Origin of the sequence: Parvibaculum sp. (genome assembly GCF_049651025.1) — a bacterium.
In the GTDB taxonomy this organism is placed as follows: Bacteria; Pseudomonadota; Alphaproteobacteria; order Parvibaculales; family Parvibaculaceae; genus Parvibaculum.
This window is the reverse complement of record NZ_JBASBH010000035.1, coordinates 1-16619: the sequence shown is the minus strand read 5'-3', so window position 1 is coordinate 16619 and position 16619 is coordinate 1. Positions and strand designations below refer to the sequence as shown.

General features: G+C 57.3%; 10 protein-coding genes. 8 read left to right on the top strand and 2 right to left on the bottom strand.

Annotated elements, in window-relative coordinates; genetic code table 11:
- The first annotated feature begins 151 nt into the window (after window positions 1-151).
- Together WA943_RS04495 and WA943_RS04490 are read left to right on the top strand one after the other, a co-directional pair.
- Window positions 152-4834: a beta strand repeat-containing protein gene (locus WA943_RS04495; protein WP_424468651.1), complete on the top strand. Its 4683-nt coding sequence runs from the start codon at window positions 152-154 to the stop codon at window positions 4832-4834.
- A gap of 82 nt (window positions 4835-4916) precedes the next feature.
- On the top strand, window positions 4917-6647 hold the full coding sequence (locus WA943_RS04490) for a ShlB/FhaC/HecB family hemolysin secretion/activation protein (RefSeq protein WP_424468650.1): 1731 nt from the start codon (window positions 4917-4919) through the stop codon (window positions 6645-6647).
- Between the two features lie 117 nt (window positions 6648-6764).
- Here WA943_RS04490 and WA943_RS04485 read toward each other — a convergent pair whose 3' ends face one another.
- Complete coding sequence (locus tag WA943_RS04485; RefSeq protein ID WP_424468649.1) at window positions 6765-8000, bottom strand: acetyl-CoA C-acetyltransferase; 1236 nt, start codon at window positions 7998-8000, stop codon at window positions 6765-6767.
- A gap of 94 nt (window positions 8001-8094) precedes the next feature.
- The gene (locus WA943_RS04480) at window positions 8095-9183 is read right to left on the bottom strand and encodes a glycosyltransferase family 4 protein (RefSeq protein WP_424468718.1); all 1089 of its coding nucleotides are present in this window, start codon (window positions 9181-9183) and stop codon (window positions 8095-8097) included.
- Window positions 9184-9567: 384 nt separating this feature from the next.
- On the opposite strand from WA943_RS04480, the gene WA943_RS04475 reads away from it, so the two are divergent.
- From WA943_RS04475 to WA943_RS04450, 6 genes are all read left to right on the top strand, one after another.
- Window positions 9568-10992: a glycosyltransferase gene (locus WA943_RS04475; protein WP_424468648.1), complete on the top strand. Its 1425-nt coding sequence runs from the start codon at window positions 9568-9570 to the stop codon at window positions 10990-10992.
- Complete coding sequence (locus WA943_RS04470) at window positions 10989-11837, top strand: class I SAM-dependent methyltransferase (RefSeq protein WP_424468647.1); 849 nt, start codon at window positions 10989-10991, stop codon at window positions 11835-11837. Before WA943_RS04475 ends, WA943_RS04470 begins: the two co-directional genes overlap by 4 nt.
- Window positions 11838-11856: 19 nt before the next feature.
- A complete protein-coding gene (asnB, locus tag WA943_RS04465; protein WP_424468646.1) occupies window positions 11857-13782 on the top strand; it encodes an asparagine synthase (glutamine-hydrolyzing) in 1926 nt (641 codons plus the stop codon).
- 233 nt (window positions 13783-14015) lie between these two features.
- Complete coding sequence (locus WA943_RS04460) at window positions 14016-15107, top strand: TylF/MycF/NovP-related O-methyltransferase (RefSeq protein WP_424468645.1); 1092 nt, start codon at window positions 14016-14018, stop codon at window positions 15105-15107.
- A complete protein-coding gene (locus WA943_RS04455; RefSeq protein ID WP_424468644.1) occupies window positions 15104-16060 on the top strand; it encodes a class I SAM-dependent methyltransferase in 957 nt (318 codons plus the stop codon). Before WA943_RS04460 ends, WA943_RS04455 begins: the two co-directional genes overlap by 4 nt.
- Before the next feature lies 1 nt (window position 16061).
- Window positions 16062-16619: ABC transporter permease (locus WA943_RS04450; RefSeq protein WP_424468643.1), on the top strand; the 558-nt coding region annotated here is incomplete at its 3' end.

The following is a 16619-nucleotide window of genomic DNA, read 5'->3' as shown; positions in this document are numbered from 1 at the left end:
GATATTTACCAACTAATTCACTTGAAAATCCCATTTCGGGACGTGATAATCCGCCTGAACACTTTCAAAAAGTGAGTCGGATATTGGGAAACAGGAGCGGCACGAACCTTGCTCTCCTGACGGTATCTCATTGGTCGATAAGGGGAATTTCGTGTCGAAACTAAATGCTAAGGCCGTCGCAAAGACCGCCAGGACAGCGCTGCGCAACACGGTCAGCTACACCGCCATCAGCATCATGATGGTGCAGCCGGTGTTCGCCGCAGGCGCGCTCCCCTCAGGTGCTCAGGTCGTGGCAGGCGATGTCGTGATAAGCGCTCCGTCCGCAAACGAGATGCTGATTAACCAGTCCTCCGGGGCCGGCATCGTCAACTGGTCGGATTTCTCGATCGGCAATGGCAATTCGGTGCAGTTCAACAACGGCACCGGCGCGACGCTCAACCGGGTGACCGGCGCCACCGTCTCTTCCATTGACGGAGCGCTCTCGGCCACGGGCAGCGTCTATCTCATCAACTCGAACGGCGTCATCGTCGGTTCCAGCGGCATCATTGACGTCGGCGGCAGCTTCGTCGCCTCGACGCAAGACGTGCAGGACAGCGACTTCCTGAATGGCGGCGACCTCACCTTCAAGGGCGACAGCAAGGCCGCCATCGTCAATTACGGCAAGCTCGGTGCGCTCGGCGGCGACGTGGCGCTGATTGCCGCGAAGGTCAACAACGAAGGCTCCATCGAAGCCGCAAACGGCACGGCGGCGCTCGCCGCCGGTTATGAAGTGCTGATGCGCGACGCTTCGGTTGCCGATGGCAAGTTTATCGTCAAGGCGGGCGGATCGGATACGCAAGCGCGCAACGCGGGCGCCATCAAGGCTGCCGACGCTGAACTGCGCGCCGCCGACGGCAACGTCTATGCTCTCGCGGGCAGCACCAACGGCTTTATCGCCGCGACCGGCGTTTCGTCGAGTGATGGACGCGTCTTCCTCACCGCTGAAGGCGGCACGGTGGAAGTCGACGGCACAGTCACAGCGCAGAAGGCAAACGGCGCAGGCGGCACCATCGTCGCCACGGCCGACAAGGTCGCGCTCGGCGCCAATGCGCGCGTCAATGCGAACGGCACGAAGGGCGGCACGATCCTCATCGGCGGCGACCAGTTCGGCGGCCAGGACGCATCGCGCAAGTTCGTCGATTACGATGTGGCCAACGCATCCGAAGTCACGGTTGCTTCAGGCGCCGAAATCTCCGCCAATGGCAGCGCTGCCGAAGGCGGCAAAGTCGTCTTCTGGTCGGAAGATTTCACCGACTATCAGGGCGCGGTCAGCACGCTCGGCGCAGGCAACCTCGGCGGCTTCGCGGAAGTATCGAGCAAGGGCGCGCTCAACTTCCTCGGCACGGCGGAAACCGGCGAAACCGGCATGCTGCTGCTCGACCCCTACAACCTCACCATTGTCAGCGGCACAGGTGGCGGCGTCACCTCTGGCAGCAGCAATTCGACGCTTGGTGCAACGACGCTGCAGAACCTGCTGGCTTCCAACAACACCGTGGTCAGCACCAGCGGCGGCGGCAACCAGAGCGGCAATATCACGGTGAGCTCGGCGGTCAACTGGACCAGCGATCGCAGCCTGACGCTCGACGCGCATAACGACATCACGTTCAATCGCGCCGTTACGGCCAGCCATGCCAATGCCGCATTGATTTTGAAGGCCGACGGTTCGATCACCGACAACTCCAATGGCCAGAACGATGGATATGTGCGAGTCGCCAATCTCGATATCCAGAACCACAGCAATAGCGGCTCCGTCAGTGTCACGCTGGACAGCTCGTCCAATTCGGTCGGCACGCTCACCGCGGGCGGCAACAGCACAAACGCGCGCATCGGTTCGCTGACCTTCAACAACAACAAGTCGCTGACTGTTGGCTCGGCAGGCATCTACTTCAATCGCGATGTCAGCCTGAAGGCAAACGGCAACAATAGCGACGTCACTTTGACCGGTGCGCTCGACACGGACCGCCGCGATGGTTCGGTCAGCCTCACAGCCGGGCGCAACATCGCGATCAACAATGCGTTGAAAGCCAGCGGCTCCAACAGCGATGTCACGCTGCGTGCAAACGGCGCCATCATGGACGGCACGTCCGGCTATATCGCCGCGAACGCACTCAGCATCCAGCGCGCCTCGTCGGGCAATAACCCGACCGTCACGCTCGACAGCACAGCGAATACCGTTACGTCGATCACGGCAGGTACCAGCAATGCGCGCGTCGGCAACTTCGCCTTCACCAACTCGCAGGACCTGACTGTCACGGCAAACGGCATCTTCTCGAACGGTATTGTCTCTCTGTATGCGCAAGGCGCGGGCAGCGACATCACCCTCGCGAACGGATCGACGAATGGCGACGGCATCAACACGACGCGCTCGGCTAACGGCACGGCGATCACCGTCGCAGCCGACGGCAAGTTCATCAACAAGGCGGGCTCGAACGCTCTGACGACCGGCGGCAGCAATGCCAACTGGCTGGTTTATGCGGGTAGCTCGACCGGCAACACGTTCGGTGGTCTCGATAGCGGCAACACGGCCGTGTGGGGCGTGGAAGCGCTTGGCGCCGTTTCGGCGCTCGGCAACCGCTATGTCTTCGCCAATGACACGGCAACCAACACCCTGTCGGTCACGCTGAAGCCCATCAGCAAGACCTACGGCGATACGCTCGACCTGACCTCGTCCAGTGTCGAGGCAGCCTCGCTCACCACCAGCGGACACGCCGCCGTTACCGGAGCCTATAAGGCCGATACCGGTTCGACCCAAACTCTGGATGCCACGCAGATCTCGACCATCGGACTGACGTCCGCTGGAACGGCCGCAACGGCAAACGTTGGCTCTTATGGTGTCACCGCAGCCTATGGCGCTTTGAGCACGACGATTGCCAATGGCCTGTCGGTCGCAAAGGCGGCGCTCACGATCACAGCGTCGAACGCCAGCAAGGTCTATGGCGACCTGCTGACCTTGACCGGCTACAGCGTTGCCGGCCTCAAGAACTCCGACAGCGTGTCGGGCGTGACGCTGGCTTCTGATGGTACCGCAGTCACGGCAAACGCGTCGGACATCGCCTATGCGATCACCGCAAGCAACGCCATCGGTTCGGGCCTGTCCAACTACGACATCGCCTATGCTGGCGGTGCGCTTTCCGTCGGTCAGCGCGCGATCACGGTCACCGCTAATGACCAGGGCCGCACCTATGGCGATGCGAACCCGGCCTTCACCTATGGCGTCACGGCCGGAAACCTCGTCAATGACGATGCGCTGACGGGCGATCTGGCGACGCTGGCAGGCGTGACCTCAAATGTCGGCACCTACGACATCACGCAGGGCACAGTAGGCGCTTCGTCGAACTACGCAGTGACATTCGTCGCTGGCACCCTGACGATCGGTCAGCGCGCGATCACGGTCACGGCTGACAACAAGCGCCGTACATACGGCGATGCGAACCCGGCGCTCACCTACAGAATCACGAGCGGCAATCTCGTCAACGGCGATACGCTGACGGGCGGCCTTTTCAGCGGTGCGACCGCGGCCTCCGATGTCGGCACCTACGGCATCCTGCAGGGTAATCTGGCCGCTTCGTCCAACTACAATCTCGGCTTTAACGCTGGCACGTTGACGGTGAACAAGGCGACGTTGTTCGTGACGGCCAACAGCGCGTCGAAGACTTATGGCGATGTGAATCCGGCGCTGACGGCCAGCTATTACGGCTTCAAGCTTAACCAGGACGCCTCGGTTATCGATACGCATGCTACGGTCACGACCAGCGCGACGCAGAACTCGAACGCCGGCATCTATTCGATCAAAGCCGCTGGCGCTTTGGATAACAATTACAACTTCACCTATATCCCCGGCGCATTGCTGGTGAACAAGGCGGTTCTGACTGTCACAGCCGACAACAAGTCGAAGATCTATGGCGACGCCAACCCTCTTCTGACGGCGACCTACTCCGGCTTCGTTTTGGGCCAGGACGCGAGCGTCATCGATCGCAAAGCCACGCTGGCAACGACGGGTACCAAAAACTCGAATGTCGGCAACTACAACATCTACGCGCTGGCTGCCTTCGATAATAACTACAGCTTCGTCTACAACACCGGCACGCTGGCGGTGACGCCTGCCACGCTGACTGTTACGGCCAACAGCCAGACGAAGGTCTATGGAGAGAATGATCCGATGCTGGGCTACACGGCCTCGGGCTTCAAACTCGGTCAGGGCACCTCGATCTTGTCCGGTAGCCTGAGCCGCGACGAAGGTCAAAACGTCGGCAGCTACGGTATCAATCAAGGTTCGCTCGCAGTCGGCAGCAACTACACGATCAACTATGTGGGCAATGATCTCACGATTACCCAGCGTATGATCACCGTCACGGCTGACAATCTGCGCAAGCTGCTCGGTAAAGACGACCCCGCACTGACCTGGGCGATCACCAATGGCAATCTCGTCAATGGCGATGAGTTTGCTGGCGACATCACCCGCGATGCTGGCTCGCTTCCAGGCGACTACGCGATCACGCAAGGCACACTTGGCCTTTCGTCCAACTACGCGCTCGCCTTCATCAACGGCACCTTCACAATCGATCCGTTGACCCAGGCCCCCGGCACCACCTATGAAGGCGGCACGGCGGATCAGCCGACCGGCAGCACCGTCGCTTCGCAAACTGGCGACAATGCCGGCAACGGCGGCGATGGCGGCGACGTGACGGGCAGCATCGACGGCAACTGCAAAGCCGCTGATGGGATCTGCGTCGACAAGCCCTATCCGAGCAATTGGACGCCGAGCGAAGGCATCACGTTCATCTCGATGAACTGAAAGACATAACCGCCGGAGCGAGGGGGAACCCTCGCTCCGGATATTTTTACATATACGGCGCCAGGGGCGGTTAATGCGGAAGATGAATAAAATTGTAGTGACGACGGCAGGTTTGCTGGCGTTTCTGGGAGCCGGCCCCGCCGCGGCGGATGCGATCGAGCGTAACCTGCCGCCTGCACAGCAGCAGCAAGGCCCGGCAACTGTGGTGCCGCCGAACGCTGTGCCGCAAGCACTGGACGTTGTTCCGCTTGGACCGGACTTCAAGGCCATCGTCATTCTCGGCCCGAAGGATGCGGTCGTTAAATCTGCAAACCTTGCCGGTGTCGATGCGAGCCGCGTCGCCGATCTTGCCGACGCCGATTCACAGGCCCAGCTCAGCACATATATCGGCAAGCCGATGACGCGTCGCGCCATTGCCGAAGTCGAAGCGACGATTGCCAATATCTACCGCGCCAAGGGTTTGCCCTTCGTCGCCGTGATGACGCCGCCGCAAGAAGTGACGATGGGTATCGTTCAGTTCCGCGTCATCGAATTCAAGGTGGGCAAGGTCGAAGCCACCGGCAATACGCGTGGCGATGCGAGCTTCTACACGGATCGCGTCCGCGTGAAGTCGGGCGACCGCGTTGAAACCGGACCGCTGGTTCAGGATCTCGACTGGATCAACCGCAGCAATTTCCACAAGGCCGAAGCCGTCTTCACGCCGGGCACGCAGTCCGGCGAGACCGATCTCAACCTGCGCGTGACCGAGGGCAAGCCCTGGCGCGTCTATGCGGGCTATGCCAATTCCGGTGCGCCTTCGACCACGCGCGACCGCTTCTTTGCGGGCGGCATGGCGGGCGACTTCCTGATCCCGGATTCGTTCCTCTCCTATCAGATCACGGGCAGCCGCGACTTCTGGTACGATCAGGGCCAGTTCTTCAACAATGCGCGTCATCCGAGCTATATCAGCCACGCGATGCGTCTTGCCTTGCCGCTTGCGCCGCGCCAGCAGCTTGAAGTCACGTTCAGCGCCGTCCAGACGGCGAAGAATGTGAGCCCCTTTGATATTCGCCAGCGCACAATTGAAGGCACTGTCGCCTATCGCAGTGCCATGTCGAACTTCAGCAGCATGTCGGGCGACATCTATGCCGGTGTCGAAGCCGTGCACCAGAACAGCGACACCTACTTCCTTGGCTTCCATGCGCTGAGCCAGATGGTCGACGTCTATCAGCTCTTCCTCGGCTGGTCGGGTGGTTTCACCAGCCCGCTCGGCGCGACGCTGATCGATGCCTCGCTCCATGCCTCGCCCGGTGGCATCGGCAGCCACAATAGCAGCGCCGATTTCCTGAGCTATTCGGCTGGCCGCGTTCAGAATGCGCGTTACGACTACATCCAGACGAGCATCAATCACAGCTTCGTCATCGCGCCGGGCTTCAGCGTGTCCAGCGAAGTGCAGGGACAGCTTGCTTCAGGCGCCTTGCCCGAAGCGCGTCAGATCAGCATCAGTAACGTGCGTGGCTATACCTCTGACGACGGCAGCTTCGATGTCGGCGTCACTGCCCGCAATGAACTGCGTCTGCCTGCTTTCAGCGCCCTCGGTTCGTTCAGCGATATTCAGGACCGGGTTTCACCCTATGTCTTTGCTGACGCGGCCTATGTGCGTGATCGCTTCGATCGCAGCAGCGCATCGCCGATCTCGGCAGGTCTCGGCCTCGGCTACAGCCTTGGCGGAAATCTGAGCTCGTCGCTTGAGGCAGCCTATGCCATCCGCGACGCGGGCCTGACGCAGCGTGGCGATTGGCAGGTCGGCACACGGATCACGCTCACCTACTGAAGCTGAGCCTTTCTGGTCGCAAATAAAAATGCCCGGACGCATCCAAGCGTCCGGGCATTCTCTTTTGGTCTTTGCCTCCACCGCCAGCCGATGCGGGCGGTGGAGGCAGGGCAGTTATCAGACGCGCTCGATGATGATCGCAGGTGCCATGCCGCCGGCAGCGCACATGGTGATCAGGCCGCGACGCAGATCGCGACGCTCCAGCTCGTCCAGCATCGTTCCGATGAGGATGGCGCCGGTCGCACCGATCGGATGGCCAAGCGCCATCGCGCCGCCATTCACGTTGACCTTTTCGCGGTCGAGCTTCAGGTCGCGAATGAACTTTTCGGCAACGACGGCAAAGGCCTCGTTGATTTCGAAGAGGTCGATATCGTCAACCGTCAGCCCGGCTTTCGCGAGCACCTTGCGCGCGGCAGGCACCGGCGCATTGAGCATGAGCGTTGGCGAGTCGCCCATATTGGTCATGGCCACGACGCGCGCGCGCGGCTTCAGGCCATTCTTCTTGGCATAGGTCGGCGAGGCGAGCAGAAGGGCGCCCGAACCATCAACCACGCCCGAGGAGTTACCGGCATGGTGGATGAATTTGATGTCGAGGCCCGGATGCTTCTGAAGGATGAGGCTGCGATATGTCGTGCCCTTGTCGTCGAGCGGAATATCGGCCAGCGCTTCGAAAGACGGCTTCAGCTTCGCCAGACCTTCCATTGTCGTCTGCGGACGGGGAAACTCTTCGCGATCAAGCGCGAGCGTTCCGTCTTCGTGATAGACGGGCACGAGGCTCTTGTCGAAGTGGCCGTTCGCAATCGCATGCGCCGCACGCTGCTGGCTCACCAGAGCAAGCTCATCAACGGCTTCGCGCGAGATGCCTTCCATCGTCGCGATGGCATCGGCGCAGACACCCTGGTTCGACTGGGGATGAAGCGCGCGCAGGCGAAGATTGCCATTGTCCATGACCGGCGGGCCGTCTTCCGCGCGGCGGCCGGGCATCGACATCATTTCGGTGCCGCCCGCAACCACGAGGTCTTCCATGCCGGACATGATCGTTGCCGCAGCCATGTTGACTGCTGTAATGCCCGAACCGCAGAACCGGTCGAGCGTCACGCCGCTGGAGCGAATGTCATAGCCCGCGTCGAGCGCCGACATGCGACCGAGATCGCCGCCCTGCTGACCGCGCTGCGAGCTGGTGCCCCAGATCACGTCGTCAACTTCGGCCGTATTGATATTGTTGCGCTCAGCCAAAGCCTTCAGAACGGCCGAGCCGAGCTGCTGGGGATGAATTTCGGCAAGGGCGCCCTTGCCGAGCTTGCCAATGCCGCGCGGTGTGCGGCAGGCGTCAATAATCCATGCTTCAGTCATATGTCTTGCTCCCTGATAGATATCGTTTCTGATCCCGGTTTCGATGGCCTCGATGATTACCCGAATGTCACCGGTCAGTGCATCTTTTTCTGCATTACAGCCGCCGCCGTTCCGCAATAAGGCGCTGCGCCAGACTAATCCATTGCGCCGCAATCACCGAAACCGACAAATCCGCTACGGCAACCGGCGCCCGCTGGCTCATGGCCTGACGCAGGGTTTCATTGGTCATCAGCCGCCGCAGGGCTTCGGCCAGAGCTGCCGCGTCATCGACCGGCACCAGCTGGCCGTAATCGCTATCGCCAAGAATATCGCGAATGCCCCCCGGACAATCCGTCGCGATCACCGGGCAGCCGCAAGCCAGTGCCTCGATAACCGCATTGGGCGTGCCCTCAAATCGCGAGGATTGCGCGTATATATCCGTATGCTGAAGTTCTCGCGCTGTGTCGGTAACAGTCCCCGCTAGCCGTATGCGATCGGTGAGGTTGTGAGCATCGATCTGTTGCTCCAGCGTCGTCCTCTGGTTCCCTTCACCGAAGACTACGAGATCCCAGTCGGGAAAGTCATTCGCCACCATTCCAAACGCATCGATCAGAAGGTCGAAGCCTTTTTGGCGGTCGAGCCGCCCCACCGAAACGATACGTCGGCGTACCGGCTCGTATTTTATATTGTCCGTGGTCGTGAATTGAGTGAGATCGACCGGATTGGGGATGGTCGTCGAGGTGACTTTGAACGTCTCGTCAACGTAGCGACCAATGGCGCTTGCTTGCACCACAACGGACGCTGCGCGTGGGTACATAAGGCGGCGCATGCCTGCCGGTATCGGGCCTAGCTGCATAAAGCCGGGGTGGATGCGCTCCGAGACGATGACAGGCCATCTCTGCCCAATGCTTGCGATCAACGCGATTACATTCGGCTCAGGCATGAACGATATGACGGCATCCGGCGCGATCGAACGGAGCACCCGCCTCAAGACGAAGACCCGCTTCAGGTTATGGGCAGCAAAACTTGCTAATGAGCGCGAATTGCGTAGCAGATCAAGCTTGTGGCGCTTGACGCCGAGGGCAAGAGAATAATGGCTGACGTCGTTATCGCCTTCAAATGTGATAAGGTGAACATTATGGCCCATATCTGCCCAATGATTGCAAAGCGTCGCGGCAACACGCTCCGCGCCGCCAGCTTCCATCGTAGGAATGACAAAGGCGAGCCGGAGCGCCCCCGATTTTGTGACCAGTGGCCGCCCATGTGTATCGACGGGGTCAGCGATAGACATCATTGTTTACCCTCAGGCGCGGCTGCTCATCGACTTAAGTTATAGGGTCGATAATGTGGCAAACAGTTTCGATTGTGCAGATGGTTTGCGCGCCGCAGTTTCAGCCGATACATTTATTCTGATTCATGCGGTGTATAAAAAATCCGTTGCTTTGTATCCTAACAAATCTTCCACTACCGTCATGCTCTCTCCGGCATGAGATGACTAGGGAACAAGAAAAGAAAATAAGCAGGTCAGCTGCGCCGCGGATGGCGCGCTCCAAGAATGCTAAAAATAGGCGGGCGGGGGAGAGATAGAATGATCATGAGGCGGATTGCCCGCAACTCAGTCGTGCGCGCCATCGCGCGACGCGTTCTTCCGTCCTCGTTTCGCGGAAAAGTAGTGGCCACAGTTATAAAGCCGCCTGAAGTCGATTGGTTTCGCAAGATGCTTGCGGTGAACGCCTCAATGTCCGTGGTCCCGGGACGTGTACTGATGGTTTGCGGTTCCTTGCAGCCGGGTGGGGCGGAGCGGCAAGTGGTGAACACGTTGATCGGTCTGGCCGATTCGCCCGTCGAAAGCGTTACGCTTCTTTGTGACTATCTTGAAGGCGGCACGCCAGAGAAGAGGGATTTCTACCTGCCTCTTGCGCTCGAATCGGGCGCTCCTGTCCGTACGATCAAGACACATGGACAGAGGCATAACGAGGAGGGTCTTCCTCAAGCCTTCCTTGACATAGCTCCTCAGCTTCATCCGTCGCTTGTTTTGGACATTACCAATCTGTATTTCGAATTTCGGACTATGCGCCCTGAGGTGGTTCACGCATGGCTGGATTGGAGCAATGTCAGAGTGGGTCTTGCAGCCATGCTTGCGGGTGTTCCCAAGGTCGTTTTGTCGGGACGCAATCTCAGCCCGCGGCATTTTGATCTTAATACGGAATATTTCCATCCCATATACAAAGCGCTGAGTGAGTACAGCGGTGACCGTGTCATATTTTTGAACAATAGTCAGGCTGGGGCGTGCGACTACGCCGATTGGCTGGAAATGCCGAGTGACAGGATTGACGTTATTCGCAACGGTGTGCAGTTTACGGACGATCTTCGGCCGTCGTCAGAATATAATGTCGCCTTCCGCGAGCGTCTCGGAATTCCGGCGGATGCGCCCTTGATAGGTGGGATGTTTCGTTTCAGTGCTGAAAAGCAGCCGCTTTTGTGGATCGAATCCGCTGCTAAAATTGCTGAGATCATGCCAGATGCGCATTTCATATTATTCGGCCAAGGGTCGATGCTCTCCGTTATGCAAAGAGCAGTCAAAGAGCACGGCATCGAAATGCAAACGCATTTTTTTGGCGTCATTGCGCCCGCTCTGAACGGCCTTTCACCCTGTGACTTGATAATGCTGACTTCTACCGGCGAGGGGACGCCGAATGTGCTTCTTGAAGCACAATGGCTAGGTTTGCCAGTCGTGACGACGGATGCTGGAGGGGCGGGCGAAGCCGTACTCGATGGGATAACCGGAACCGTTGTCAAACAAAATGATGCTGATGTTATTGCTGATGCTACAGTAACGATCCTGCAAAATGAAAAATTTCGTGAAATGGCGCGCGAGGCAGGACCTGCCTTTATTTCCGAGAGATATGGCATGTCGCGCATGATCCGGGAAACCCTCTCTGTTTACAAACTTGAGGGCGGCGCCAATCTCGAAATCCCATCCTCCCAAGCTGTCGAGTCGGAAGTCCAATGAATACGCATGTAAAAGAATCCCACGCCTCCGAAATCAGAAGCGGACGAAGATTCAAGTTTGGAAGTAATTGGAAAAGGTTTCTTCGTGTTCTTAATGGCGAGCGGATCTCGGAGGCAGAGAAGTCGCTCAAAGAATTTCTGGAGGTCGAAGATCTCGAGGGAAAGACCTTCATAGATATCGGTAGCGGCAGTGGACTGTTCAGTCTGGTTGCTCGCAGGCTAGGCGCCCGTGTGCTGTCGTTTGACTATGATCCACAATCGGTCGCCTGCACTGCAGAACTACGTCACCGTTACTTCGGAGAGGATCCGAACTGGAATATCCTGTCGGGCTCGGTTCTGGACAGAGAATTTCTGGAATCTCTGGGCCAATTCGACATCGTCTATTCGTGGGGTGTTCTTCACCACACGGGCGCGATGTGGCCTGCACTTGAGAACATCAAGCTGAACAGTAAGGTTGGCAGTAAGCTTTTCATCGCGATTTACAATGATTGCGGAGATGTCAGCACATACTGGATGAAGAAAAAAATTACCTACAATAAGTTACCTGTTCTTCTCAAGCTGCCTTACGCCATAGCTGTTTGGACGCCCATTGAGGCGCGATATTTTTTGCATTATTTGCGTAACAAAAATGTCGCCGGCTACTTCTCCCTTTGGACGGAATACAAAAAGAGCCGTGGCATGAGTCGGTGGCACGACATGATCGATTGGATTGGCGGGTATCCTTACGAATATGCATCCTCTCAACAGTTGATCGATTTCTATGAGAAGGACGGCTTTAAGCTACGCAAAATTCTTCCCAACGATGGTTATGGCTGTCATCAACTCGTCTTCGAGCGCCTGAGTTGAGCGTTATTTGATGTGTGGATTGACCGGCTTTGTTTTGAATAATCCGATTGATCGCTCACTTGCGGAGCGACGGTTGGATAAGATGGCGGCGACGCTGCATCATCGCGGTCCCGACGATCAGGGCGTGTGGTCTGATGGCCGTGCGGGGTTGGGGTTCAAGCGACTCTCCATCATCGATTTGTCACCTGCTGGCCATCAGCCGATGGGAAGCGTTGACGAGGGCGTTTGGCTTGCCTTTAACGGCGAGATTTACAACTTTCGCGAATTGCGCGCCGAGCTTGAAGCAAAGGGACACGTGTTCCGAAGCCATAGCGACAGCGAGGTCATTCTCAATGGTTATCTCTCATGGGGTGACGACGTTTTGCTGCGATTACGCGGCATGTTTGCCATCGCTATTTGGGATCGTCGGTCGCAAAGACTTCTCCTCGCCCGGGATCGCGTCGGAAAGAAGCCGCTGAACTATGCCTTGACCAGTGAGGGTCTGTTCTTCGGGTCTGAAATCAAGGCCGTCCTCGCTTGGCCTGGCATACCGCGCGAACCGGACATGGAGGCATTGCATCAATTCCTGACCTATCAGTATGTCCCGGCACCTCTGACAGCATTTCGCGGCATCAGGAAACTTCCGGCCGGCCACAAGATGGTCATTGGCGTCGATGAAGGGGGGCGGCTGACTGAACCTAAAATCGAAGCCTACTGGCATCTGCCTGCGCCACGCCCGCGCCGACGTGCGATGGATGTCAATCAGGCCGCCGAGGAGCTGGTGCATCATCTTGAGGAAGCCGTCCGACTAAGGATGATAGCCGATGTTCCGCTCGGGGCCTTCCTGTCGGGAGGCGTCGACTCGTCGGCGGTCGTTGCAATGATGGCCAGGCAAGGCGGTGGGCAGGTAAAGACGTTCTCTATCGGATTTGAGAACGAGGAATATGACGAAACCATTTTTGCCCGCATGGTCGCGGAGCGTTATGGCACCGACCATCATGAACTCATAGTAAAGCCGGATGCTGTAAATATACTGCCGAAACTCGTCTATCACTACGGAGAGCCCTTCGCTGATCCATCGGCTGTTCCAAGTTTTTACCTCGCTGAAATGGCTCGCCGCCATGTGACCGTCGCGTTGAACGGGGATGGCGGAGACGAAGCTTTCATGGGGTATAACCGCTACGTTTCCATGCAAATGCTTTCAAGGCTCGATTTTGTTCCTCAGTCGCTGAGGTATCTTGGAGCCGAAGTGATTGCGCGCCTTCCGTTCCGCGGAAGGATGGCGTCGCGCGCCGAGCGAATTGCAGGCCTTCTGCGTGCGGATGAGCAAGCACGGCAGCACCGTTATTCCTTCACCATTACGGCCTTTGCCGATGAGCACAAGCAAGGTGCCTATGGTGATGCGATGTCCGACTATCTCCAGGACTCGGCGCTGGACATTTTGCAACCTTATCTTGCGGAGGCGGAAAGTATCGTTTCGGGTGCGAACTGGGCCGACATTCACACCTATTTGCCCGACGACCTGATGGTAAAAGTCGATATTGCGACAATGGCCCATTCGCTGGAAAGTCGTTCGCCGCTGCTCGACCACGTGTTGCTGGAGTGGGCGCTGACGCTACCGGAGAACCTGACGATCCCTGGCGGAACGACAAAGGCCATCTTCAAGAAGGCGATGGAGCCCTACCTGCCGCATGAGGTGCTATATCGGCCGAAAATGGGCTTTGGATGTCCCGTCGATCATTGGCTGCGGGGCGAGCTGAAGGAAATGGCCTACGATCTTCTTTTATCGTCGCGAGCGACCGATCGCGGCATTATTAAGCATAGTGCGGTCAAAGCCCTACTGGATGAGCATTGTTCAGGAAGCCACGCGCACCACTCGCGGCTGTGGCCCTTGCTCATGATGGAATTGTGGTTCCAAATGTGGATCGACAGCGAAGTGTGTCCGACGCATGAAATGGCAGCCTGATATCTAGGCGCCGGTTGAAATCGATTTCAATAGCCGGTGCAAATGGCACTCAGGTTGTTGTGATACCTTCAGATATATTTAAACCATGGGCGCAAAATGAGAATGCGTAGCCTTGGCGACAATGATTTTGAGAGCGCGATAAATTATCGCCAGCGCAAATGGCGCTGCGTCACGCCAAGAGTAGTCGTCACCATAATTTGCCGCGCGCAACGCATGTACGGAAGGATAGCCGTTTGACCGAGAAGCGCAGATCAATGCTGATTTCTATCAGCATGGAAAGCGTACAGTATGATCAGGGGTACGCTTACGCCTGTGACTTGTCGTCAGACGTTCCTGTCGGTGACGTAGAAGTGGCGCCGTTCCGTTCACAAGCACGGTTGTTCGAGGACGGCAGGGAGATCGGCCCCAAAAACACTCCGCACGACCAGATACGTACGGAAGGTGCCGGGCGATTTTCCCACTGGAACAATCAGCTTCATTTCTCTGCGAGTGACAATACGTCACCTGTTGGCAATGGACGTACTTACCAATTGCTCATTCCTGCGAGCATGTTTCTGCCGGACAATGACGACATCTCAGTGGCTCTGGACAATTTTCCACTGGATGAAATGCATCCTATGGAACGGTTCAATCTTGCTCGTCGCGTTTTTCGTCGCATGTGGCGAGACACGCCCTTGCCCGATCACGGTCGGCACATCGAACAGGATCGTGACTTTGCCATGGAGTGTGTGCGGCTTTGTCCCGAAAGCGATGTGACCTATGAGCGCCGATATGCGCTGGATCAACTTTTCAAGCTCGTTCTGGACGTTGATGGTGACGTAGCCGAATGCGGCACCTATCAGGGTGGCTCAGCCTTTTTCATGGCGCGACATGTTGTGGAGCGGAGACTCGTCAAGCGCCTTTGTTTGTTTGACTCTTTTAAGGGCCTGTCTGTTCCTGGAGAAGTCGACGGCGACTATTGGCACTCCGGCGCATTGACGAGCTCAATTGACGATGTGCGGCGTGCTCTGGCGCCGCTTGGTGCGACACCCTTCGTAGAGTTTTACGAGGGCTGGATTCCTGCTCGTTTCGCAGAGATCGAAGATCGCCGCTTCTGTTTCGTCCATATCGACGTCGATCTTCATCAACCGAGCCTGGACTCCATCGCCTTTTTCTACCCGCGTATGGAGCAAGGCGGCATCATTTTGCTTGACGATTACGGTTTTGATTCATGCCCTGGTGTCACCAAGGCGATAGATGAATTCATGGCGGATAAATCGGAGCCGATCATCAATCTGTCTTCCGGTGGCGCATTCATAATGAAGAGAGCAAGTGGCCCAAGATGAACGATATGCAGTTGGAATCGAACCAGCCACGCAATCCGGATTTCGATGACGATCTCGTGATTTGGAGCGATGATTACACTGGCCGATACAGCCCCGTTGTCTACGGCCAGCAATTTGACGACCAGTGGCGCCTTTTCCTGGAGCAAAAACGAGGCTTCCGCGATCATACAGGTGTCGAAACGTCCGACCCGTATATCGATGATCGTATTTTCGAACTGACCGGTGTGAGGGGCGTTCTGGAGCGTCGGCGCCTTGGCGCGCTTTATCCGTTAATTCGCCAATGGCGTCGTTACTTCGGAATGGAAAAGCGCCGCAACGTGGGCGGCAGGCTTTATCTGAAACCGAGCTTCCCTCTCGAATATTTTGAGGGAAAGCGGTGTCTGGATATTGGTTGCGGCGCAGGACGCTGGACAAAAACGCTTGGTGCTTTGGGTGCCCGCGTCAAGTCGGTCGACGTGTCGGAACACGCGCTTCGTTCAACTCGTCGGTTTAATCCCGATACGGATCGATTGGATATCTTCGACATCCCGTCCAGGCCGGAACTTCATCAGGCATTTGACTTTACGCTGTGTTGGGGTGTCGTCATGTGCACGCACGATCCTCTGCGCGCGTTCGAGAATGTGGCCTCGACCGTGGCTCCCGGTGGGAGTCTCTATGTCATGGTCTATGCGCCGACCTACCACTCCTCCGAGGCGGTGCGCAACATGCGCCGACAGTTTCATCGGGAATGTCGGACGATTGAAGAGAAGATGGATTTTGTCTTCAAGGTGGCGGAAGACGCTGACAACGCAATCAACTACATGGATATGCTGAATACATTCTACAACTGGACTATTCCTGAAGACGTCGTCCATGAATGGTTTCGCAAGGCAGGCTTCACAGATGTCGTGACGCTCAATAAGGAAGAGCCTCACAATGCGGCGTGGCATGTTTTGGGATGCAAGGGAACCTGAGATGCTCCGTATCTTCAATCCCACGGCCAATGGTTACGCGCTTCAGCTCTTGTTGAGCAGATCGTATCTGTACCGCGAGCTGCTGTGGGAGATGACGCGCAGGGATATCAATGAGCGCCAGGCAGGTCTGATTTTTTCTCGTTTCTGGGTCTTTGGCCAGCCGCTACTTATGATGCTGGTTTATGTCTTCGTTTTTTCATTTATTTTCGGGGTTCGCCTCGGAACAAACGATAGCGGCTTGACCTATACCGCCTATCTTCTGGCTGGCCTCGTGCCGTGGTTGGCTTTTCAGGAGGCGGTCGGACGTGCGCCGAGTTGCATCACCGAGAATAAGAGCCTTATCAAACAGATTGTCTTCCCGGTCGAAATTCTGCCGCTGAAAATTGCGCTGTCCACATTGGTTGTCCTGGGTGTGGGTCTCGCTTTCCCTTTGGGCCTGACGATCCTCGCTGGCACAGCAAAGCCACTTTATTGGCTCCTGCTGCCGATACCGATCCTTTCCTACTTCATGCTGACAATCGGTCTTGTGTACATGCTCGCCGCATCGGCGGTCTTCATC

Coding starts and splice junctions, on each gene's coding strand:
- WA943_RS04490 (WP_424468650.1), top strand. CDS start 4,917: ATGAATAAAATTGTAGTGACGACGGCAGGTTTGCTGGCGTTTCTGGGA.
- WA943_RS04485 (WP_424468649.1), bottom strand. CDS start 8,000: ATGACTGAAGCATGGATTATTGACGCCTGCCGCACACCGCGCGGCATT.
- WA943_RS04480 (WP_424468718.1), bottom strand. CDS start 9,183: ATGGAAGCTGGCGGCGCGGAGCGTGTTGCCGCGACGCTTTGCAATCAT.
- WA943_RS04475 (WP_424468648.1), top strand. CDS start 9,568: ATGATCATGAGGCGGATTGCCCGCAACTCAGTCGTGCGCGCCATCGCG.
- WA943_RS04470 (WP_424468647.1), top strand. CDS start 10,989: ATGAATACGCATGTAAAAGAATCCCACGCCTCCGAAATCAGAAGCGGA.
- WA943_RS04455 (WP_424468644.1), top strand. CDS start 15,104: ATGAACGATATGCAGTTGGAATCGAACCAGCCACGCAATCCGGATTTC.